The sequence below is a fragment of the Allokutzneria albata genome (assembly GCF_900103775.1).
Classification (GTDB): Bacteria; Actinomycetota; Actinomycetes; order Mycobacteriales; family Pseudonocardiaceae; genus Allokutzneria; species Allokutzneria albata.
This window is the reverse complement of the sequence record NZ_LT629701.1, coordinates 814,539-834,587: the sequence shown is the minus strand read 5'-3', so window position 1 is coordinate 834,587 and position 20,049 is coordinate 814,539. Positions and strand designations below refer to the sequence as shown.

The following is a 20,049-nucleotide window of genomic DNA, read 5'->3' as shown; positions in this document are numbered from 1 at the left end:
TCCATCGCATGGCGGACCCCCTGGGCAGGAGCTACTGGACCCTCTGGACCTCATCCGGCCTGTCGAACCTCGCCGACGGGATCGTGAAGATCGCACTACCCCTGGTCGCGGTGCAGTTCACCCGCTCGCCCGCGCTCATCGCGGGCCTGGCGGTGGCGCTCACCATCCCGTGGCTGCTGTTCGCGCTGCCCGCGGGCGCACTCGCCGACCGCCTCGACCGGCGCAGGGCGATGCTCGGCGCCAACCTCGTCCGCACGCTCGCGCTCGGCGTGCTCACCGTGGCGGTGCTGACCGGTTTCGGCTCGATCTGGGCGCTGTACGCGGTGGCCCTGTGCCTGGGCACCGCCGAGACGATCTACGACACGTCGGCGCAGTCGATCATTCCGCAGATCGTGCCGCGCGACCGCCTCTCCGGGGCCAACCGCAAGCTCTACGCCGTGGAGCTGACCGCCAACGAGTTCGTCGGCCCACCTCTGGCCGGCCTCCTGGTGACCGCCGGGGCCGCGCTCGTCTTCGGCGCCCCGGTCGCGCTCTGGGCCCTCGCGGTCACGGCGCTGCTGCTGGTGCGCGGCTCGTTCCGGGTGGAGCGCGAGCACCGGACGACGCTGCGCGCGGACATCGCCGAAGGGCTGCGTTTCCTCACGCACCACCGGATTCTGCGCACGCTGGCGATGATGGTCGGAACGTCGAACTTCGCGTCGAACGCGATGTTCGCTGTCTTCGTGCTGCACGCGGTCGGACCGTCCTCGGCGATGGGCCTGTCCGAGCGGTCCTTCGGCCTGCTGCTGACCACCTTCGCGCTCGGCAGCCTGCTCGGTTCCTTCGTGGCGGAACGGATCGAGCGCGCGCTCGGCCGCCCGCGCGCGTTGACGCTGACCGTGCTGGGCACCGCGGGGATCGTGGGCACGCCCGCGCTGACCACGAACCCGTTCGTCATCGGTGGCGCGTTCTTCCTCGGCGGCATCGGGATCATGACGTGGAACGTGATCACCGTGTCGCTGCGCCAGCGCATCACGCCCGACCGCCTGCTCGGCCGGGTCAACAGCGGGTACCGGCTGCTGGCGTGGGGCTCCATGCCGCTCGGCTCCGCGACCGGCGGGCTGATCGCGCAGCTCCTCGGCGTCACCGCGGTCTTCCTGGTGATGGCCCCGCTGGTGCTCGCCCAGCTGATCGGGATGCGGGTGCTCACCGAGGCGAACCTCAGGGCGGCCGAGGAGGGGGAACCGCACCGGACCGTCCTATGAGGACAGAGCGCTCCGGTTGCCGGTCACCTGGGCCGATGTGATGATCAGCGGAACGCGAACGGCCGGCGAGACGCGAAGTGGTGGTCACGTGCTGCTCCAGGGAACGGGCGAGGTGCGACCGTCCGGGCTGGAGCGCGCTCTGGTGGGCGGCGGGATCGCCCGGTTCGAGGGCAGGCCGCCGACGCTGGAGGACTTCCGCGCGGCGATGCGGCCGCGGCTCGCCGAATGGCCCCGCCTTGGGCTGCCGGAAGCCGACATCACCCAGCACGTGCGGCAATGGGTGTGCCGCACCGGCACCGGCCTGAACGCCGCGGTCGAGCAGGTCATGTCGGTGAACCTGCGCACCGAGCGGCCGCTGTGGGAGCTGTGGCTCATCCGCGGTTACGCCAGGGACGAATGGGCCGTCGTGTTCACCACGCACTCGGCGCTGCTGGACACCGCGTCGGTCATGCACGTGGTCACCGGGTTGTTCGACCCGGTACCCGTCCCCCGGCAGCGCGGCAGGCGTGCCCAGCACGTGTCGGCCACCAGCGGCCGGTTGCCGACGCAGCACCGGCCGCTGCCGTTGGCGCGCCGTGCCTTCACCCACTTCGACGGCTCCGGGGAACGGCAGTTCTTCTGGGCCGCCGCCGACCGCCAGCGGCTCGACCGGATCGCCGGGCGGCACGGGCTCACCGTGAACGACGTGTTCCTGGCCGCGTTGACCACCGCGATCCGGGAATGGCGGCACACCCCGTGGGAACGCGGGCTGCCGTGTCCGGTGTGGACGCTCGTGCCGGGGCTGGACCGGCTGGTGCAGCTGCCCTGCCACGAGCCGGACCCGGTGCGGAGGCTGGCGGTCATCGGCGCGGCCACCGCGCAGGACGGCGAGGGCGGTCGTCTGTCGTGGCTGGCGCAGCGATCCAGGCGGATCGGCCTCGTCGCGGGCAGCGTGCCCGGCTCGGACCGGGAACTGGCCTTCCAGGACTGCCGGATGCGCGAGCTGGCCCCGCTCGGGCCGCTGCCGCACGGGCACTGGCTGAGCGCGCACCTGGTGGACAACGCCGACCACGTCGGCGCCGGGTTCGTCATGGACCAGGCCGTGCGCGACGGCGCGCAGCTGTGCCGCCTGTGGTCGCTGGCATTGGCCGAACTGGACGAACTCGGCTGACTACCCCAGCCGGTAGACGAACGCGCACAGGAATCCCGCGAGAAGGATCAACGGCACCGCCGACCGGGACTTCGACTCCGATGACAAGGCGGTGCACCGGCTTCCGTTCGACACTCCACAGTGGAGGGACGTGCGGGGCGACGTGGCCGACGCGGTCGCGGGCGCCGACGCGCTCCGGCTGGTCGTGACCGACGTCGACGCCACGGCGCCGCGTGCAGGTCCCCGGTCTCGGCGGGCCGGGCAGGCTCACCACCGGGGGTGGACGACCCGCTCACCACACGGTGACCAATTCTGCGGATCGCGAAAATTTGCGCACCGCGCAAAAAGTGTGTGTAGTGTCGCGGCCATGGGTCTGCGGGAGCGGAAGAAGCTGGCGGCGCGCGCCGCGCTGAGCTGGGCCGCGCTCAAACTCGCCATGGAGCACGGGCCGGAGAACGTCCGCGTCGAGCAGATCGCGGCCGAGGCCGGGGTCTCGCCGAGGACGTTCAACAACTACTTCAGCTCGAAGGAAGAGGCGATCTGCGCGATCGGGCTGGACCGCCAGGAGCGGGTCCGCGCGGCGCTGCTCGCCCGGCCCGCGGACGAGCCGCTGTGGGACGCCGTGATCGGCTCGGTGCTGGAGCAGTACGGCGGCGAGCCCGACCGCGAGCAGGTCGCCAGGGTGCGGCTGCAGATGCGCCACCCGTCGCTGCTGGGCGAGCACCTCAAAGCCCGTGCGGAGATCGAGCGCGTGCTCGCCGAGGGCATCGCCGAGCGAATCGGCACGGATATCCGATTTGACATGTATCCGAGCCTTGTTGCGGGTGCGGTGTCCAGTGCGACCAGGGTGGCCATGAACCACTGGCTGAACTCCGAGCCCCCCGCGGAACTGATCCCGATCATGACCGAGGCGCTGCGGTCCGTCGCCGCGGGCCTGCCCCAGCCACCACGCCGAAAGAAGCCTTCGTGCTGACCAGACTGCTCCGCGCGCACCTGGGGGCCTACACCAAGCCCTTGCTGCTCGTCATGCTGTTCCAGCTCGCCCAGACCCTGGCCGCGCTCTACCTGCCGACGCTCAACGCCGACATCATCGACAACGGCGTGGTCAAGGGCGACACCGGCTACATCCTGCGGATCGGCGCGATCATGCTCGCCGTCACCCTCGTGCAGGTCGTGTGCTCGCTCGGCGCGGTCTACTACGGCGCGCGCAGCGCCATGGGGCTCGGCAGGGACATCCGCGCCGCGGTCTTCCACCGCGTGCAGGACTTCTCCGCGCGCGAGGTCGGCCACTTCGGCACGCCGTCGCTGATCACCAGGACCACCAACGACGTCCAGCAGGTGCAGATGCTGGTCCTGATGATGTTCACCATGGTCGCGGCCGCGCCGATCATGGCGGTCGGCGGCATCGTGCTCGCGCTGGACCAGGACGTGCCGCTGTCCGGGCTGCTGCTGGTGGCGGTGCCGCTGCTGGGCATCGCGGTGAGCTTCGTGATCGCGCGGATGCGCCCGGCGTTCCGCTCGATGCAGACCCGCATCGACGGCATCAACCGGGTGCTGCGCGAGCAGATCAGCGGTATCCGGGTGATCCGCGCGTTCGTCCGCGACAGCCACGAGCGGGAACGCTTCACCGAGGCCAACACCGACCTGCTCGCGGTGTCGCTGCGGGTCGGCAGGCTGACCGCGCTGATGTCGCCGATCGTGATGCTGGTGTTCAACGCCTCCAGCGTGGCCGTGCTGTGGTTCGGCGCCGGGCGGATCGACAGCGGCGCGATGCAGGTGGGCGCGCTCACCGCGTTCCTGTCCTACCTGATGCAGATCCTGATGTCGGTCATGATGACCACCTTCATGTTCATGATGCTGCCCCGCGCCGAGGTGTGCGCGGAGCGCATCCAGGAGGTGCTGGAGACCTCCCCCAGCGTGGTGCCCGCCAAGGACCCGGTGCGGCTGCCGGAACCGCGCGGCGAGCTGGAGCTGCGCGGGGTGGAGTTCCGCTACCCCGGCGCGGAGCAGCCGGTGCTGCACGACATCGACCTGGTGGCGCGGCCCGGTGAGACGACGGCGATCATCGGCGGCACCGGCAGCGGCAAGACCACGTTGCTGAACCTGGTGCCGCGCCTGTTCGACGCCACGGCGGGCGGTGTGTTCATCGACGGCGTCGACGTCCGCGAGCTGGACGCCGACTCGCTCTCGGCGGCTGTCGGCATCGTGCCGCAACGGGCTTACCTGTTCTCCGGCACCATCGCCTCGAACCTGCGCTACGGCAGTCCCGACGCGACCGACGAGGAGCTGTGGCACGCCTTGGAGATCGCGCAGGCCCGCGACTTCGTCGAGAAGCTGCCGGAACGCCTCGAGGCGCCGATCGCCCAGGGCGGGACGAACGTCTCCGGCGGTCAGCGCCAGCGGCTGGCCATCGCCAGGATGCTCGTGCACCGCGCGCCGATCCTGCTCTTCGACGACTCGTTCTCGGCGCTGGACTACGCGACCGACGCCGCGTTGCGGGCCGCGCTCGCGGACGAGACCGCACAGTCCACAGTGGTCATCGTCGCGCAGCGGATCAGCACCATCCGGCACGCCGACCGCATCGTCGTGCTCGACGAGGGCCACGTGGTCGGCACCGGCAGGCACGAGGAGCTGATGGCCTCCTGCGAGGTCTACCGCGAGATCGTGCTCTCCCAGCTCAGTGAGAAGGAGGCTGCGTGAGCGAGCTTGCGAGCGAACCACCGGACACAGCAGCTTGGCTCATGATCCGCCGAGCTTGCGAGGCGTCGTCATGAGCGCGCAGACGACCTCGCGCCCGGCACCGGCGGCGGGACCGGGCGGGGCGGCCATGGCGCGGATGTTCGGCGGGCCGCCGACCAACCGGCCGACCGACTTCCGCGGCTCGGCGCGGCGGCTGCTCGGGCTGCTCGCCCCGCACCGGCTCGCGCTGCTGGGCATCCTGGCCGTCGGCGTGGTCAGCATCGGGTTGATGGTGGTCGGCCCGATGATCCTCGGCCGGGCGACCGACCTGATCTTCTCCGGCGTGATCAGCAAGCAGTACCCGGAGGGCATGGACAAGGCGCAGGTGCTGGCGAAGCTGCGGGCCGAGGGCCAGGACACGCTCGCGGACACCTTCTCCACCCTGGACCTGCGCCCGGGCCTCGGCATCGACTTCGCCGCGGTGGGCCAGGTGCTGCTGCTGGCGATGGGCCTGTTCGTGCTGTCCTCGCTGTTCGCGCTCGTGCAGGGCAGGTTGACCGCGCGCGTCGTCCAGCACACGGTGTTCGACCTGCGCGAGCGGGTGGAGGCGAAGTTCGCCAGGCTGCCGCTGCGCTACTTCGACAAGCAGCCGCGCGGCGAGGTGCTGAGCCGGGTCACCAACGACATCGACAACCTGGCCCAGTCGATGCAGCAGACGCTGGCGCAGATGATGACCTCGCTGCTGACCATCGTCGGCGTGCTGGTGATGATGCTGGTGATCTCCCCGCTGCTGGCGCTCGTGGCCCTGGTGACGGTGCCGCTGTCGGTGCTCGTCGCGACGAAGGTGGGCAAGCGCGCGCAGCCGCAGTTCGTCAAGCAGTGGGCCACCACCGGCAAGCTCAACGGGCACATCGAGGAGATGTTCACCGGCCACGCGCTGGTCAAGGTCTTCGGCAGGCGCGAGCAGGCGGAGCGGACCTTCCAGGAGCACAACCAGGACCTCTACGACGCCGGGTACCGCTCGCAGTTCATCTCCGGGATGATCCAGCCCGCGATCATGTTCCTGAGCAACGTGAGCTACGTGCTGGTCGCGGTCGTCGGCGCGCTGCGGGTGTCCTCGGGCGCGATCTCGCTCGGCGACGTGCAGGCGTTCATCCAGTACTCGCGGCAGTTCGGCCAGCCGCTGACCCAGATCGCCGCGATGGCGAACCTGCTGCAGTCCGGGGTGGTCTCGGCGGAGCGGGTGTTCGAGCTGCTCGACGCCGAGGAGCAGAGCGAGGAGCCCGCCGAGCCGGTGCGCCAGCCCTCGGTGCGCGGGCAGGTGGAGTTCCACAACGTGTCCTTCCGCTACGAGGAGGACAAGCCGCTGATCGAGAACCTGTCGCTGTCCGTGCGGCCGGGGCGCACCGTCGCCATCGTCGGCCCGACCGGCGCGGGCAAGACCACGCTGGTGAACCTGCTGATGCGGTTCTACGAGCTGGACGGCGGCAAGATCACCCTGGACGGCGTGGACATCGCGGAGATGACGCGCGAGGACGTGCGGGCCAAGACCGGCATGGTGCTGCAGGACGCGTGGCTGTTCGGCGGCACCATCGCGGACAACATCGCCTACGGCTCACCGGGGGCCACGCGCGAGCAGATCGTGGCCGCCGCGGAGGCGACGCACGTGGACCGCCTGGTGCGCACGCTGCCCGACGGCTACGACACCGTGGTCGACGAGGAGGGCGGCAACGTCAGCGCGGGCGAGAAGCAGCTGATCACCGTGGCCCGGGCGTTCCTGGCCGAACCGGCGATCCTGATCCTCGACGAGGCGACCAGCTCGGTGGACACCAGGACCGAGGTGCTCATCCAGCGGGCGATGAACGCGCTCCGCGAGGGCCGCACGAGCTTCGTGATCGCGCACCGCCTGTCCACGATCCGCGACGCCGACCTGATCCTGGTGATGGAGTCGGGCAGCATCGTCGAACAGGGCACGCACGACTCCCTCCTCGCCGCGAACGGCCCGTACTCCCGCCTCTACGCCGCCCAGTTCGCCAACCCCCTCACCGGTGCGGAGGCCTAGGTGCAGTGGTAGGCGGTGACGGGGGGCAGGTTCGTCCAGATCGTCCTGCCGCGGCGCACCTCGGTGAAGGTGTCGGCGAGCAAGGACTCGAACTCCCTGCCGCTGTCCGTGCGCGCGCGGTGCACCGACAGCAGCGTGGCGAACACACCCTCCGGCTGGAGCACCTTCGCCACCGCCGTGAGCACCGCGCGCCGGTCCTCGGAGCGCATCACGGTCCACGGCAGGGCGCTGACCACGGCGTCCACCCGCTCCACCCGGTGCTCGTCGAGGATGCGGGGCAGCTCGACCGCCGAGTCGCAGACCACTTCGACGCGGGGTGGAGCGGTCCGCCGCAACCGCTCGGCGAAGCCGTCGTTGATCTCCACGGCGAGCAGGCGGGCCGATGCCGGCAGGGCGGCGTCGAGCGCGCGGGTGATCGCCCCGGTGCCCGCGCCCAGCTCCACCACCGTGTCGGTGTCCACCATGTCGATCCCGTCGAGCAGCGCCCTGGCGCAGCCGCGGGAGCTCGGAACGAACGCGCCGGTGCTGATCGGCCTGCGCAAGGAGCCGAGGACGAACGGAACGAACTCCCACGAACGACTCATGACTAGTCCTGTTCCCTTCCTCCATACGGGCGGAAACCTGCAACGGCCTCGGCCACCGTTCTACCCGCGAACGTGGCGCCGGCTGGTCCCAATGGGTGGCACCCTCGAAGGCGGTTCCCGGACATCGGGGCCCGGGCGGACGTTCCGCTTCTCCGCGCCTGAGCAGTCCGGACCTAGCCGTTGGCGAAGTCCCAGCGGGTGGCGCCGTGCGGCTCCGCCCCGGCCACGCCGACTGCGTCGTGCAGCGTGAGCCGGTACAGGTGCCAGGGCGCGGGCCCGGCGCTGGGAGCGGTGAACGGCGCCGTGAGCGCATCACCCTCCACGGAGACCGGCCAACCGCCCGTGCGGTAGACAGCGGCCACTCGCTCCAACGTCGCGGAGTCGGTGACCCGGTGGGCTTCGCCGTTGAGCACCAGGTCGATGCCGGGCAGCCGCACCGACACGCTGCACGCCGGGTTCAGCGCCAGGTTGCGCGAGCGGCGCGTGCCCGGTCCGCCCTTGAAGTACAGCGCGTCGTCCACCCAGACGGCCCCCACCCCGGCCGAGTGCGGGCGCCCGTCGGGCCGCACGGTCGAGACGAAGAACGTCAGGTCGGCCGAGGCCGTTTCACCGGCCAGGATGTCGCGCGGCCTGCTCCACGGCAGCTCGGCGTGCCCGTACTGGTCGAGGTTGCGGGTCGAGATCGGCTCGTTGAAGTCAGTCATACCCCTGCGTCGAACGGGCTGCCCCGATTTCGACACCGGGCGGAGGTCAGCTGGTGAAGCTGGGATCAGCGGGGTGCGGGGTCGTGACGCGCCCCTTCGGCTCCTCCCACTCCTCGTTGCGGCCGAACGCGGTGATGTCGAGCAGCCGGTAGGCGTGCATCATCACCTCCACACCGCGCCCGTAGGTGGCGTAGGTGTGGAAGACCTCGTCGCCGTCGCGCAGGAACGCGCTCACGCCCGGCTGTTCGCCGACGTGGTCGACCAGCCAGGACTGCCCGGCGGCGACCAGCTCGTCACCGCTGCGGAAGTTGTAGGAGTTGGTCGTGACCTCCGGGTCCAGCGAGACGTGGAAGTCGTAGTTGAAGTCGCTGCCGTGCGAGGAGTACCAGGGGAAGGTCCACCCCCTGGCCTGCTTGTAGGCGGCGATCTTCGGGTACGGCGCGCGGGAGACGGCGGCGAACGCGGTGTCGCGCGAGGCGAGGTGGGCGCGGGCGCCCTCGCTGAGGTCGTCGGCCATCGCGGTGCAACTGCGGCAGCCCTCGTCCCAGGACGGGTCGAACATGAAGTGCTGGAGCACCAGCTGACGCCGCCCGTCGAACAGGTCCAGCAGTCCGACCTCGCCGTCCGGTCCGGCGAAGCGGTAGTCCTTCCCGATCCGCACCACCGGCATCCGCCGCCGGTCGGCGTTGAGCGCGTCCAGCGCCCGGGTCAGCTCTTTCTCCTTGGTCAGCAGCGCGCGCCGGGCGGCGAGCCAGTCCTGCCTGCTGACCACCTGAGGTCGGTCCACGACGTCCTCCTCGATCTCCCGTACTTGCGTGATGCAAGCAGGCTAGGGGGCGTACTTGCATCACACAAGTGGAAGGCGGATGATCAGCGACGTGCTCGGTCGGACCTACGAACGCGAGAACTGCTCGGCGGCCCGCGCGCTGGAGCTGATCGGTGAGCGGTGGAGCCTGCTGATCATCCGCAACGCCGTCTTCGCCGGGATGACCCGTTTCTCCGATTTCGAGCGCAGGCTCGGGGTCGCGCCGAACATCCTGGCCAAGCGCCTGGAGGGGTTCGTGGCCGACGGGCTGATGGAACGGCGCGAGGACCGGGAGTACGTGCTCACCGAGAAGGGCCGCGACCTCGGCACGGTGATCGTCGCGCTGACCGAGTGGGGCGACCGCTGGGTGGCGCCGAAGGGACCGCCGATCCTGTTCGAGCACGAGGGCTGCGGCGGACCGGTGCACGTGCACGCCCGCTGCGACGACTGCGGTCAGGAGCCCGCCGCGGCCGACGTGGTCGCCGTCGCCGGGCCGGGCGCCGACCCGAACCGCCGCCCGCCCAGGGACCCGAGCCGGCCCCGCACCGCCTGACCGGCTAGTCCAGGCAGAACTCGTTGCCCTCCGGGTCGGTCATGACGATGAAACCGTGGCTCATCGGGGGCTGGGGCTCGTGACGGCGCACGCGCGTCGCCCCCAGTGCGACGAGCCGGGCGCACTCCTGCTCCAACGCGGCCATCCGCTCCTCTCCCCGCAGACCGGGAGCGGCGCGCACGTCGAGGTGGACCCGGTTCTTCGCGGTCTTGCCTTCCGGAACGCGCTGGAAGAACACGCGCGGGCCGTGCCCGTCGGGGTCCTCGATCGCCGAGTTGCTGTTGCGCTGGTCCTCCGGAACGCCGATGCCCGCGAGGAAGTCGTCCCAGGCGGCCAGCGGGTCGGCGCCCTCGGCCAGCTCGACCCCGGGCGGGGCCGGGTGGACGTAGCCCAGTGCGTCGCGCCAGAAGGACGAGAGGGCGCGCGGGTCGTGGGCGTCGAAGGTGACCTGGATGTGGCGGCTCATCGGGTTCGCTCCGTTCTGGGTGGGTCTGCGGCACGAGCCTGACACCCCTTGCGGACAGTTCCGGTCCGCAAGCTCAGCTGGCGGCCGCGATGACCCGGGTGAGAGCCAGGTGCAGGCTTTCCAGTTCCTCCATCGGGATGCCCAGCCTGGCCACCACGGCGGGCGGGATCTTCTCCGCCTCGGCGCGCAGCTCCCGCCCGGCCGCGGTCAGCGTCACCGCGAGGCTGCGCTCGTCCCGGCTGTCCCGCTCGCGCCGGACCAGACCGCTCGCCTCCAGCCGCTTCAACAGCGGGGAGAGCGTGCCCGGGTCCAGCTGGAGCAGGCGGCTGAGGTCCTTCACCGACAGCGGCGCGTACTGCCACAGCGCGAGCATCACCAGGTACTGCGGGTGGGTCAGCCCCATCGGCTCCAGCAGCGGGCGGTAGATCGCCACCACCGAACGCGAGGCCACCGAGAGCGCGAAGCACACCTGCCGCTCCAGTTCGAGCGGATCCGCCTGCTGAGTCACAGCGGAGAGCCTACCAATGATTGGTACACTAACCATTGGCGTGGCAAGCGTTGGCGCGGCAAAGGAGGACCGGTGCGACGACCGAACCCGGTGTTGTGGCTGTGGTACGCCTTCGGCGGCAAGCTGCCGTCGCGCTACCGCGACTGGGTGGTGCACGACCTGACCTGCCGGACCTGGTTCCTCCGGCACGTGCTGCGGTCGCTGGTGCTGGTCTCCCCCGTGCTCGCGCTGCTGTACCTGGTCTTCGGGGTGGCACTGGCAGGCCCCGGCGAGGTGGTGCTGCTCGCGCTGGTGCTCGGCATGATCGTCGGCGTGTACTACTCGCTGTCGTACGCGCCGGAGAACGCGGACACGCGGCTCACCAAGTACGGCTTCCCGCGCGGCCACGCCACGAACCTGCGGCGCTGATCAGCGCCTGCCGCGGTGGCAGAACCCGGTGCGGGGGCCGCGGCGGCCTCCGCCGGAGTTGGCCCGCAGCGCGGGCGCCAGCCGCCACAGCCGCGCGTCGATCTCCGCGTCGCCCATCGCCTGCACGAGCAGGTCGGTCTCCACCCCGGCCATCGCGAGCACGCCGTCCGGCGCCTCGTCACCGAGCGCGGCGCGGAGGTGCTCGGCGAACTGCTCCCGGTTCCACGGGCCCGCCTCCATCGACCGCACCACCGCGCCGTCCCTGGCCAGCGCGTCGCGCACGGCCCCGGTCAGCGGCTCGTCGGCGCAGTCGGCCGCGGTGATCACCAGCCACGTGCCCGACTCCGGGGCGTCGCGCCACAGCTCGTGCTCCGGCCGGGACGGAACGGTGACGTGCTGGAAGGGGTAGGTCGGCAGGTCCACCCGGCGCGCCCCGGTCCCGGAGAAGAACTCCGCCCAGTCCACCTCGACGCCCCGGTCGTGCAGCTGCGCGAAGCCGGTCACCAGGGACCGCGCCTCCGGCTCGTCGGGGTGCAGCAAGGCCACCCGGGCGGTGCCCGGCGCGGTGCCGAACGGGATCTCCGGCATGGTGGTGAGCACCGCGAGCGGACCGAGGTCCAGCCGCGAGAGCGCCGCGACCTCCGGCTCCGTCCCGAGCACCCGTGCGCACGCGTCGGCGAGGGACAGCTCACCGGTGCAGTACGCGGCGCTGATCTCCCCGACACCACGGCCGTCGACGCGGGCGAACGCCAGGCCCCAGTGCTCGGCCAGCCTGTACAGCGCGACCTCGACCGCGAACGTCGCGGCGCGCTCATGAAGGGCATCGGGCACGTCGACGGTGAACACCACGTCCCACAGCGGCTGCTCCAGGAACTCGTCGAACTCCGCGCAGATCTCGTCGAAGACCTCGGCGAAGACCGGGAACTCCGCGTGCAGCTCGCGCCCGAACGCCGGCGGCGCCTCGCCGGTGCAGAAGAACGCGGCAGGGACCGGCGCCGCCCTGGTCACGTCCAGTTCGCTGGCGGCGATCGCCGCGAGGCCGTCCAGCACCTCCCGCCGGTCACCCACGACGGAGATCCGCAACGGCAGCGCGGCCCGGCTGGTGGCCAGGGAGTAGGCGACGTCGGTGAGGCCGGCGTCCTCGTCGGCTTCGAGGTGGCCGAGCAGCCGCAGCACCTGCGCGCGCAGTCCGGCCCGGTTGGCGGCGGAGAGCAGCACCGGCGTGTCCGGCAGCTCGACGGCGGAACCGATCTCGTGCGACGCCTCGACGACGGGCCGCAGGACCAGGTGCGCTGCGGTGGCGCCGGGCGGAGACGAGACGCTGACGAATCCACAGTGGTCAGAGGTCAGCGAGCGCAGGTCCGCGAGAGTGTCCACATCGGACGGTTCGAGGCCCGCGGCCCTGAGCGCGGAGTCGGCCGCGCGCTCCACCGTCGCGCCGACGGCGCTGGCGACGATCACCGCGAGAACGGGACGACCGTGCCTGCGCGCGTCGGAAAGGCGCTCCAGCAACAGCATCGACGCGCCGTCGGTGTCGGTGGCGCCGCCCGCGATGGCGAGGTCGCACTCGTCCTCGCGCAGCGACCGGACGGCCATGTGCACGGCGACCAGCGGGGTGTGCGCGGTGCCGACCGTGATCGCGGGGCCGCCCAGCCGGAACGCGTTCGCCAGCTGCGCGCCCGCGCAGCCGTAGGCCCCGGTCCGGCCCTCGCGGGCCGCGAGCGGGTCGAGGCCGCCGCGTTCCAGGACCTCCCAGGCCAGCTCCAGCGAGACCCGCCGGGCCGCGTCGAGGTCCGCGGCGTCGATGCCGAACAGCGCCGAGTCGAATCCGGGCTGCCCGACGCCGGGCTCCCGGTGCGCCATCGACACGATCGCGATCCGCTCGTCCTCTGCGGACATGTCGTCCCCTTTCTCGACGACCGCGCGGGCCGTCAAGCACGTCGGCGACACGTGGTCGGTGCCGCGCGCACGCCCCGGGCACGCGCGCGACACCACCGAACCTAGGGACGGTGGCGGGGAAAGCCGACCCCTATCCCCGCGGAACAGCCCCAGTTCCGCGCAGGGGTGGCAGGGATGCCTTCCCGCGCCGCGCCCGTCATTCCGCCCCAGGAATGGTCCGCCGCTCACTTCGGAACGGGAACTTACCAGTCCCGCGATCCGCGCGTTCCGGCGGAATCAGAAACTTCACGCGTCAACGACCTGCCATAGCCACAACACATAGGATCGCCTTATATCCCCACTTCGCAGCGTTGGCACTACTCCACGAGGGGTGAATTTTCACCCATTCCGTGCCATTTTCACAAGCCCCAGGCGCAGCCGGGCAGGAACACACGGGGAATTGAGCGGTAATGAAACGGCCCCGTTTCGCAGGTAATCGGGCGGCCGGTGCGCCGAACCGGGCGCGGTTAGGCTCGTCCGGCGGAGGGCACTCCCAGCGCGAAACGATCACCGACCTCGGAGGTTCTGCGGATGCCGACGAAGTTGCCGGACAAGATCGCCGCGTGCCTGTTCGACATGGACGGCGTGCTGACCAGCACCGCGGAACTGCACCGCAAGGCGTGGAAACAGGTCTTCGACGAGTTCCTCGCCGTGCACGAGGGCCCCTCCTTCCGGCCGTTCAGCGAGCAGGACTACCTCGACTACGTCGACGGCAGGCCGCGGCGCGACGGGGTGCGCGCGTTCCTGGCCTCGCGCGGGATCACGCTGCCGGAGGGCAGCCCGGCCGATCCGCACGACCTGGCCACCGTGCACGCGGTCGGCAACCGCAAGAACGACCTGATCGACAAGATCCTCACCGGGGAGGGGGTCAGCCCCTATCCCGGCTCCGTGCGGTTCGTGAAAGCGGCTCACGAAGCCGGTCTGGCGCTCGGCGTGGTGACCTCCTCGGCCAACGGGGAGCGCGTGCTCGCCGCGACCGGGCTCGCGCCGCTGATCAGCGTGCGGGTCGACGGTGTGGTGATCGAGCGGGAACAGCTCAGGGGCAAGCCCGCCCCGGACTCGTTCCTGGCCGCCGCGCGCGAGCTCGGCGTGCACCCCGGCGCCACCGCGGTGTTCGAGGACGCGCTCTCCGGTGTCGCGGCGGGGCGGGCCGGGGAGTTCGGCTTGGTGGTCGGCGTGGACCGCGCCGGGCAGGCCGAGGCGCTGCGCCAGCACGGCGCCGACATCGTGGTGGACGACCTGGGAGAGCTGCTGTGAGCTACCTGACCGACCCGTGGAAGCTGGCCTGGCGCGGGCTCGACGTCGACAGCCTGGACCGCACGGAGTCGAGCTTCGCCCTGTCCAACGGGCACATCGGGCTGCGCGGCACCCTGGAGGAGGGTGAGCCGCGCGGGCTGCCCGGCACCTACCTCAACGGCTTCTACGAGGAGCACCAGCTGCCCTACGGCGAGGGCGGCTACGGCTACCCCGAGGCCGGGCAGACCGTGGTCAACGTGACCGACGGCAAGATCATCCGGCTGCTGGTCGAGGACGAGCCGCTGGACATGCGCTACGGCCGCGCGCTCTCCCACGAGCGGGTGCTGGACTTCCGCTCCGGCACGCTGCGCAGGGAGACGGAGTGGGAGTCGCCGACCGGGCGGCGGGTGACCGTGCGCACCGAGCGGCTGGTGTCGTTCACCCAGCGCGCGGTGGCGGCGATCCACTACGAGATCGAGCCCGCCGACGACATCCAGCTCGTCGTGCAGTCGGACCTGCTCGCCAACGAACCGATCGAGCAGCGCTCCGGTGACCCCCGCGTGGCCGCCGCGCTGGACAACCCGCTGGTGGCGGACTTCGCGGTGGCCGACGGCAGCCGGGCCGTGCTCGCGCACCACACCAGGAAGTCCGGGCTGCGGATGGCCGCCGCGATGGACCACACGGTCGACACGAAGGACAACCTGCGCACCAACATCCACGCCGAGGAGGACCTCGCGCGGTTCACCGTCGCCGTCGACGTGCCCAGGGGCGGGCGGCTGCGACTGACGAAGTACCTGGGCTACGGGTGGTCGGCGAACCGGTCCGTACCCGCGCTGCGGGCCCAGGTGGAGGCCGCGCTCGACGGCGCGTTGCAGACCGGCTGGGAGGGCCTGCTCGCCGAGCAGCGGGCGTTCCTGGACAGGTTCTGGGCGGCGGCCGACGTCGAGGTGGACGGCGACGAGCGGGTGCAGCAGGCGATCCGCTTCGCGCTGTTCCACGTGTTGCAGGCCGGGGCGCGCGGGGAGACCAGGGCGATCGCGGGCAAGGGCCTGACCGGTCCCGGCTACGACGGGCACGCCTTCTGGGACAGCGAGATCTTCGTGTTGCCGTTGCTCACCTACACCGTTCCGGAGGCCGCACGGGACGCGCTCCGCTGGCGACACTCCACTTTGGACAAAGCGCGGGAGCGCGCGAGGCAGCTCGGTCAGCGCGGAGCCGCCTTCCCGTGGCGGTCGATCAACGGCGCGGAGTGCTCGGCGTACTGGCCCGCGGGCACCGCGGCCTTCCACGTCTCCGGCGACGTCGCCTACGCCACCGCGCAGTACGTCGCGGCGACCGGGGACGAGGAGTTCGACCGCGAATGCGGGACGGAGATCCTGGTCGAGACGGCGCGGTTGTGGATGGCGCTCGGGCACCACGATCCGCACGACGGCTTCCGGATCGACGGCGTCACCGGGCCGGACGAGTACAGCGCCGTGGTGGACAACAACGTCTACACCAACCTGATCGCGCAGAAGAACCTGCGTGAGGCAGCCGCGGCGTGCGGTCGCCAGCCGGACTTGGCGCGCAGGCTGGAGGTCACCGGGGAGGAGCTGTCCGAGTGGGCCAAGGCCGCCGACCGGATGGCCATCCCCTACGACCGCAAGCTCGAAGTGCACGAGCAGGCGGAGGGCTTCACCGCGCACGCGGAGTGGGACTTCGCGAACACTCCGGAGTCCGGCTACCCGTTGCTGCTGAACTACCCGTACTTCGACCTGTACCGGAAGCAGGTCATCAAGCAGGCCGACCTCGTGCTCGCCATGCACCTGCGCGGCGACGCGTTCAGCCCCGAGGAGAAGGCCCGCAACTTCGCCTACTACGAGGCGCGGACAGTGCGGGACTCCTCGCTGTCCGCGGGGACGCAGGCGGTGCTGGCCGCGGAGATCGGGCACCTCGACCTCGCCTACTCGTACCTGCTGGAGGCGGCGTTCACCGATCTCGACGACCTGCACAGCAACTCCCGCAACGGACTGCACATGGCCTCGCTCGCGGGCGCGTGGACGGCGATGGTCGCGGGGTTCGGCGGGATGCGCGACCACGACGGACGGCTGAGCTTCGCGCCGAGGACACCGCCGGCGCTGAACCGCTTCTCGTTCCGGATGCGCTTGCGGGAGACCTGTTTCTGCGTCACCGTCGACCGGGAGAGCGCCACCTACCGGGTCGTCGCCGGCCCGCCGTTGCACACCTCCCACCACGGCGAGGCGATCGTGGTCGAGCCGGGCGCCGAGGTGACGCTGCCGATCCCGCCGGCGCCGGAGCCGCCGAAGGTCAGCCAGCCGGAAGGGCGTGAACCGCGGGGGCGCGGGTAGCTCTGGGGCATGACGACGACCTCGAAGCCCCTCGCCGTGGTGACCGGCGCATCCGGCGGGATCGGGCTGGAGCTGGCCAAAGTGTTCGCCCGCAACGGTTTCGACCTGGTGGTGGCCGCGGAGGACGCGGGAATCCTGGCCGCGGCGCGGGAACTCCAGGGCCTGGGGGCGGCTGCCGAGGCCGTGCGGGTCGACCTCGCGCGCTTCGACGGCGTCGAGGAGCTGGCGCTCAAGGTGAAGCAGACCGGACGGCCGGTCGCCGCGCTCGCGGTGAACGCGGGTGTCGGCGTCGGCGGCCCGTTCGCCGGGGACACCGACCTGCAGGCACAGCTGGACGTGGTGAACCTCAACGTCACCTCCGCCGTGCACCTGACGAAGCGGGTGCTGCCGTGGATGGCGGAACGCGGCGAGGGGCGGGTGCTGTTCACCTCCTCGATCGCGGCGACGATGCCCGGACCGTTCCAGGCCGTCTACGCCGCGTCGAAGGCGTTCCTCGCGTCCTTCTCGCAGGCGTTGCGCGAGGAGGTCAAGGACAGCGGCGTCACCGTCACCGCACTGCTGCCGGGCCCCACGGAGACGGACTTCTTCCGCCGCGCGGGCATGACCGACACCAAGGTCGGTTCCGGCCCCAAGGACGATCCGGCCGACGTGGCACGTCAGGGCTTCGAGGCGATGATGGCCGGCAAGGACCACGTGGTCGCCGCCTCGATAACGAACAAGGCAGAAGCGGTGGCGGCACGGGTGCTGTCCGATCCGGTGAAGGCGAGAATGCATCGCAAGCTCGCCGAACCCCAGGAGGGATCACCATGACAGCCGATACCCTGCCGATCTGCCTCACCTGTGGAACGCAGTACGCCGCCCCGCGCCCGGACTGCCCGATCTGCGAGGACGAGCGCCAGTACGTCCCGCCGACCGGGCAGGCGTGGACCGACCTCGCGACGCTGCGCGCGGGCGAGCACCGGGCTGTGCTGCGCGAGCAGGGACCGGGGCTGATCGGCATCGGCTGCGAGCCGCGCTTCGCCATCGGGCAGCGGGCGTTGCTGGTGCGGGCGAAGTCAGGCAACGTCCTGTGGGACTGCGCGGCCTACCTCGATGACGAGATCGTCGAACGGGTGCGCGCGCTCGGCGGCATCACCGGCATCGCGATCAGCCACCCGCACTACTACACGACCATGGTGGACTGGGCGCACACCTTCGACGTGCCGATCCACCTGCACGAGAACGACAGCCAGTGGATCGGCCGCCCCGATCCGGCGGTGCGGCTGTGGAGCGGCACCACCAACCGGCTCGCCGACGACCTGACCCTGGTCAACCTCGGCGTGCACTTCGCGGGCGGGACCGTGCTGCACTGGCGGGACGGCGCGGACGGGGCCGGGACGCTGCTCTCCGGCGACATCGTGCAGGTCATCCCGGATCGGAACTTCGTCGGCTTCATGTACAGCTACCCGAACCTGATCCCCGAGCGGCCGAGCGTGGTGCGCCGCGCGGCCGAGCTGCTGTCGGAGTACCGCTTCGAGACGATCCACGGCGCGTGGTGGGACTCGGAGGTTCCCCGCGACGGCCAGGAGGTCGTGCAGCGCTCGGCGAAGCGGTACCTGGAGCACATCCGGGACTGATTCCGGAGTTTCCGCGCCCGGGGTGGGTACGCCTCCCGGTATGACTGTGAACCCCATCCAGGTGCAGAAGTTCCTCGGCGGGATCGACTACCCCGCCACGAAGGAAGAGGTGCTGAGGACGGCGCAGCGGCAGGGCGCCGACGACCAGGTCCTCGACACGCTGCGCGGACTGGACCGAGACGACTTCAACTCCCCCAATGACATCAGCGAGGCCATCGGCGGCTCGTGATGAAGATCGTGATCACCGGTGCGTCCGGGAACATCGGGACCGGGTTGCTGCGGCGGCTGGCCGAGGGCGGGCAGCGGCACGAGATCGTCGGCGTGTGCCGTCGACCTCCACCGCCCTCGGCGCCGCCCTACCACATCGCCCGCTGGGAGGCCGTCGATCTCACCGCCCCGGAGCGGCTGAGCGAGGTCTTCGAGGGCGCCGACGCCGTGGTGCACCTCGCCTGGGCGGTGCAGCCGATCCGGGACGAGGACTGGCTGCACGCGGTCAACGTGGAAGGCAGCCGCGCGGTGTTCGAGGCCGCGCGCCGAGCGGGCGTCCCGCACGTGGTGTACGCCTCTTCCGTTGGGGTGTACGCACCTTCGGCGCTTCCGGTCGACGAGTCCTCGCCGACCACGGGCGTGCCCAGCTCCGTCTACAGCAGACACAAGGTCGCGGTGGAACAGGAGCTGCGGGGCTTCGGCGATCTCGACGTCGCGGTCATCCGGCCGACGTTGATCACGCAGCGCGTCGCGTCGGCAGGCATCGCCGCGTTGTACCTGCGCCCGCTCGTCACCCCGCTGCTGCTCCGGCTGGGGCGCAGCAAGGCGGTGCCGGTGCTGCCGATCCCGTCCGGGCTCAAGCTTCGGCTGGTGCACGCCGACGACGTGGCCGACGCGATCATCGCGATCCTGGACAAGCGCGCGACGGGTGCGTTCAACCTCGCCGCCGAGGACACGCTCGACCGCGCCGCGCTGGCGGACGCCATGCACGCCAAGGCGATTCCCGTGCCGGACTTCCTGGCGAAGGCGGCCGTCGCGGTGCTGTGGCGGGCCAGGGTGATCGGCACCTCGCCGGGCTGGTTCGACCTCGCGGCGGTCTCCCCGCTGCTGGACGCCTCGCGGGCCCGCAGGGAACTGGGTTTCGCACCGAAGCACAGCAGCGCCGACTGCGCGCGTGAGCAGGTCGAAGGGCTCTGCGCGGGAGTGCGCGGCACGAGTCCCGCGCTCAGCGCCGACCGGCTCGGCGGCTCCGGTGAGCAGGTCGATCGGTCCACTGTGGACGTCGGACCGCGCAGGGACTACCGGGGGCTGCGGAGGTTCGCGCTGGCCGCGGGGGGCGTGGTGCTGGCCGGGATGCTCGGCAGGTCCCGCCGCGCGGGCTGAACGCCGAGCAGCTCCGCGTAGATGCCGATCTTCTTCTCGATGGCGGCCAGGTGCGCGCGCTGCTCGGCGAGCGAGGCCACGATCCTGTCCCGGTGGTCCTCCAGCAGGCCGAGCCGGGCCCGCTCGTTGCCCGCGCCCGCGCGCACGAGGTCGGTGTACTTCCTGATCTCGCCGATCGACATGCCGGTGCTGCGCAGCCGCAGGATGAACTCGATGGCGCCCAGGTTCTGCCTGCTGTAGCGACGGCGCCCGGACGGGCCGCGTTCGATGTGGTCGAGCAGCCCAGCGCGCTCGTAGTAGCGCAGCGTGTGCGTGCTGACCCCGGCGGCCGCCGCGGCCTCGCTGACCGTGAGCGTTTCGTCCATGCCCGCATCCTCGCCGGTGGAGTGCGCTCCAAG

The 20,049-nt window shown here is 71.2% G+C and carries 20 protein-coding genes; 13 read left to right on the top strand and 7 right to left on the bottom strand.

All coding sequences use genetic code 11. From position 1 onward, the window contains the following. Positions 1–8: 8 nt before the first annotated feature. From BLT28_RS03600 to BLT28_RS03575, 5 genes are all read left to right on the top strand, one after another. A complete protein-coding gene (locus BLT28_RS03600) occupies positions 9–1,244 on the top strand; it encodes an MFS transporter (RefSeq protein ID WP_030430248.1) in 1,236 nt (411 codons plus the stop codon). 88 nt (positions 1,245–1,332) lie between these two features. Further along, positions 1,333–2,394: a wax ester/triacylglycerol synthase domain-containing protein gene (locus BLT28_RS03595; protein WP_162184859.1), complete on the top strand. Its 1,062-nt coding sequence runs from the start codon at positions 1,333–1,335 to the stop codon at positions 2,392–2,394. A gap of 346 nt (positions 2,395–2,740) precedes the next feature. Further along, a complete protein-coding gene (locus BLT28_RS03585) occupies positions 2,741–3,346 on the top strand; it encodes an acyl-CoA-like ligand-binding transcription factor (RefSeq protein WP_030430250.1) in 606 nt (201 codons plus the stop codon). Next, on the top strand, positions 3,340–5,073 hold the full coding sequence (locus tag BLT28_RS03580; RefSeq protein WP_030430251.1) for an ABC transporter ATP-binding protein: 1,734 nt from the start codon (positions 3,340–3,342) through the stop codon (positions 5,071–5,073). Before BLT28_RS03585 ends, BLT28_RS03580 begins: the two co-directional genes overlap by 7 nt. A 70-nt stretch (positions 5,074–5,143) precedes the next feature. Next, positions 5,144–7,114 carry an ABC transporter ATP-binding protein gene (locus BLT28_RS03575; RefSeq protein WP_030430252.1) on the top strand — a complete coding sequence of 657 codons (1,971 nt, stop codon included), beginning with the start codon at positions 5,144–5,146 and terminating at the stop codon, positions 7,112–7,114. Here BLT28_RS03575 and BLT28_RS03570 read toward each other — a convergent pair. The 3 genes from BLT28_RS03570 to BLT28_RS03560 all read right to left on the bottom strand — a co-directional run bounded on the left by BLT28_RS03570 (position 7,111) and on the right by BLT28_RS03560 (position 9,189). Beyond that, the gene (locus BLT28_RS03570) at positions 7,111–7,698 is read right to left on the bottom strand and encodes a class I SAM-dependent methyltransferase (protein WP_043811936.1); all 588 of its coding nucleotides are present in this window, start codon (positions 7,696–7,698) and stop codon (positions 7,111–7,113) included. The genes BLT28_RS03575 and BLT28_RS03570 overlap by 4 nt on opposite strands. A gap of 173 nt (positions 7,699–7,871) precedes the next feature. Next, positions 7,872–8,402, bottom strand: coding sequence for a pyridoxamine 5'-phosphate oxidase family protein (locus tag BLT28_RS03565; protein WP_030430254.1), 531 nt, complete (start codon positions 8,400–8,402; stop codon positions 7,872–7,874). Between the two features lie 46 nt (positions 8,403–8,448). Next, entirely contained in the window at positions 8,449–9,189 is a 741-nt protein-coding gene (locus BLT28_RS03560) for a DUF899 domain-containing protein (RefSeq protein WP_030430255.1), read from the bottom strand. 79 nt (positions 9,190–9,268) lie between these two features. Between BLT28_RS03560 and BLT28_RS03555 the strand changes: the two genes are divergently transcribed. Beyond that, entirely contained in the window at positions 9,269–9,760 is a 492-nt protein-coding gene (locus tag BLT28_RS03555; RefSeq protein WP_030430256.1) for a winged helix-turn-helix transcriptional regulator, read from the top strand. A gap of 4 nt (positions 9,761–9,764) precedes the next feature. On the opposite strand, the gene BLT28_RS03550 is transcribed toward BLT28_RS03555, so the two are convergent. Beyond that, positions 9,765–10,226: a VOC family protein gene (locus tag BLT28_RS03550; protein WP_030430257.1), complete on the bottom strand. Its 462-nt coding sequence runs from the start codon at positions 10,224–10,226 to the stop codon at positions 9,765–9,767. Positions 10,227–10,299: 73 nt separating this feature from the next. After that, positions 10,300–10,770: a MarR family winged helix-turn-helix transcriptional regulator gene (locus BLT28_RS03545; protein ID WP_156051046.1), complete on the bottom strand. Its 471-nt coding sequence runs from the start codon at positions 10,768–10,770 to the stop codon at positions 10,300–10,302. Positions 10,771–10,806: 36 nt separating this feature from the next. On the opposite strand from BLT28_RS03545, the gene BLT28_RS03540 reads away from it, so the two are divergent. After that, complete coding sequence (locus BLT28_RS03540) at positions 10,807–11,142, top strand: DUF5313 family protein (RefSeq protein WP_156051048.1); 336 nt, start codon at positions 10,807–10,809, stop codon at positions 11,140–11,142. Here BLT28_RS03540 and BLT28_RS03535 read toward each other — a convergent pair whose 3' ends face one another. Next, the gene (locus BLT28_RS03535; protein ID WP_156051050.1) at positions 11,143–13,041 is read right to left on the bottom strand and encodes a beta-ketoacyl synthase N-terminal-like domain-containing protein; all 1,899 of its coding nucleotides are present in this window, start codon (positions 13,039–13,041) and stop codon (positions 11,143–11,145) included. 570 nt (positions 13,042–13,611) lie between these two features. Here BLT28_RS03535 and BLT28_RS03530 point away from each other — a divergent pair. From BLT28_RS03530 to BLT28_RS03505, 6 genes are read left to right on the top strand one after another with little or no spacing between them, the layout of a single operon-like run. Continuing rightward, complete coding sequence (locus tag BLT28_RS03530; protein WP_030430261.1) at positions 13,612–14,337, top strand: HAD family hydrolase; 726 nt, start codon at positions 13,612–13,614, stop codon at positions 14,335–14,337. Continuing rightward, positions 14,334–16,664 carry a glycoside hydrolase family 65 protein gene (locus BLT28_RS03525; RefSeq protein ID WP_030430262.1) on the top strand — a complete coding sequence of 777 codons (2,331 nt, stop codon included), beginning with the start codon at positions 14,334–14,336 and terminating at the stop codon, positions 16,662–16,664. The genes BLT28_RS03530 and BLT28_RS03525 overlap by 4 nt, the downstream gene beginning before the upstream one ends. A 9-nt stretch (positions 16,665–16,673) precedes the next feature. Continuing rightward, on the top strand, positions 16,674–17,474 hold the full coding sequence (locus tag BLT28_RS03520) for an SDR family NAD(P)-dependent oxidoreductase (protein WP_030430263.1): 801 nt from the start codon (positions 16,674–16,676) through the stop codon (positions 17,472–17,474). Beyond that, positions 17,471–18,280 (top strand): MBL fold metallo-hydrolase, encoded by an 810-nt coding sequence (locus tag BLT28_RS03515; RefSeq protein WP_030430264.1) that lies wholly within the window; start codon positions 17,471–17,473, stop codon positions 18,278–18,280. Before BLT28_RS03520 ends, BLT28_RS03515 begins: the two co-directional genes overlap by 4 nt. Positions 18,281–18,320: 40 nt before the next feature. Further along, positions 18,321–18,509, top strand: coding sequence for a DUF2795 domain-containing protein (locus BLT28_RS03510; protein WP_030430265.1), 189 nt, complete (start codon positions 18,321–18,323; stop codon positions 18,507–18,509). Next, on the top strand, positions 18,509–19,651 hold the full coding sequence (locus BLT28_RS03505) for an NAD-dependent epimerase/dehydratase family protein (protein WP_052407447.1): 1,143 nt from the start codon (positions 18,509–18,511) through the stop codon (positions 19,649–19,651). The genes BLT28_RS03510 and BLT28_RS03505 overlap by 1 nt, the downstream gene beginning before the upstream one ends. Here the strand turns inward: BLT28_RS03505 and BLT28_RS03500 are convergent. Then, complete coding sequence (locus BLT28_RS03500; RefSeq protein ID WP_063766594.1) at positions 19,567–20,016, bottom strand: MerR family transcriptional regulator; 450 nt, start codon at positions 20,014–20,016, stop codon at positions 19,567–19,569. The genes BLT28_RS03505 and BLT28_RS03500 overlap by 85 nt on opposite strands. Positions 20,017–20,049: the final 33 nt, after the last annotated feature.

Excerpts from the sequence above, each read along its gene's own strand:
- BLT28_RS03520 (WP_030430263.1), top strand. The coding sequence starts at position 16,674 with ATGACGACGACCTCGAAGCCCCTCGCCGTGGTGACCGGCGCATCCGGC.
- BLT28_RS03565 (WP_030430254.1), bottom strand. The coding sequence starts at position 8,402 with ATGACTGACTTCAACGAGCCGATCTCGACCCGCAACCTCGACCAGTAC.
- BLT28_RS03550 (WP_030430257.1), bottom strand. The coding sequence starts at position 10,226 with ATGAGCCGCCACATCCAGGTCACCTTCGACGCCCACGACCCGCGCGCC.
- BLT28_RS03510 (WP_030430265.1), top strand. The coding sequence starts at position 18,321 with ATGACTGTGAACCCCATCCAGGTGCAGAAGTTCCTCGGCGGGATCGAC.
- BLT28_RS03505 (WP_052407447.1), top strand. The coding sequence starts at position 18,509 with ATGAAGATCGTGATCACCGGTGCGTCCGGGAACATCGGGACCGGGTTG.
- BLT28_RS03535 (WP_156051050.1), bottom strand. The coding sequence starts at position 13,041 with ATGTCCGCAGAGGACGAGCGGATCGCGATCGTGTCGATGGCGCACCGG.
- BLT28_RS03555 (WP_030430256.1), top strand. The coding sequence starts at position 9,269 with ATGATCAGCGACGTGCTCGGTCGGACCTACGAACGCGAGAACTGCTCG.
- BLT28_RS03575 (WP_030430252.1), top strand. The coding sequence starts at position 5,144 with ATGAGCGCGCAGACGACCTCGCGCCCGGCACCGGCGGCGGGACCGGGC.
- BLT28_RS03585 (WP_030430250.1), top strand. The coding sequence starts at position 2,741 with ATGGGTCTGCGGGAGCGGAAGAAGCTGGCGGCGCGCGCCGCGCTGAGC.
- BLT28_RS03600 (WP_030430248.1), top strand. The coding sequence starts at position 9 with ATGGCGGACCCCCTGGGCAGGAGCTACTGGACCCTCTGGACCTCATCC.
- BLT28_RS03545 (WP_156051046.1), bottom strand. The coding sequence starts at position 10,770 with ATGGTTAGTGTACCAATCATTGGTAGGCTCTCCGCTGTGACTCAGCAG.
- BLT28_RS03500 (WP_063766594.1), bottom strand. The coding sequence starts at position 20,016 with ATGGACGAAACGCTCACGGTCAGCGAGGCCGCGGCGGCCGCCGGGGTC.
- BLT28_RS03570 (WP_043811936.1), bottom strand. The coding sequence starts at position 7,698 with ATGAGTCGTTCGTGGGAGTTCGTTCCGTTCGTCCTCGGCTCCTTGCGC.
- BLT28_RS03515 (WP_030430264.1), top strand. The coding sequence starts at position 17,471 with ATGACAGCCGATACCCTGCCGATCTGCCTCACCTGTGGAACGCAGTAC.
- BLT28_RS03530 (WP_030430261.1), top strand. The coding sequence starts at position 13,612 with ATGCCGACGAAGTTGCCGGACAAGATCGCCGCGTGCCTGTTCGACATG.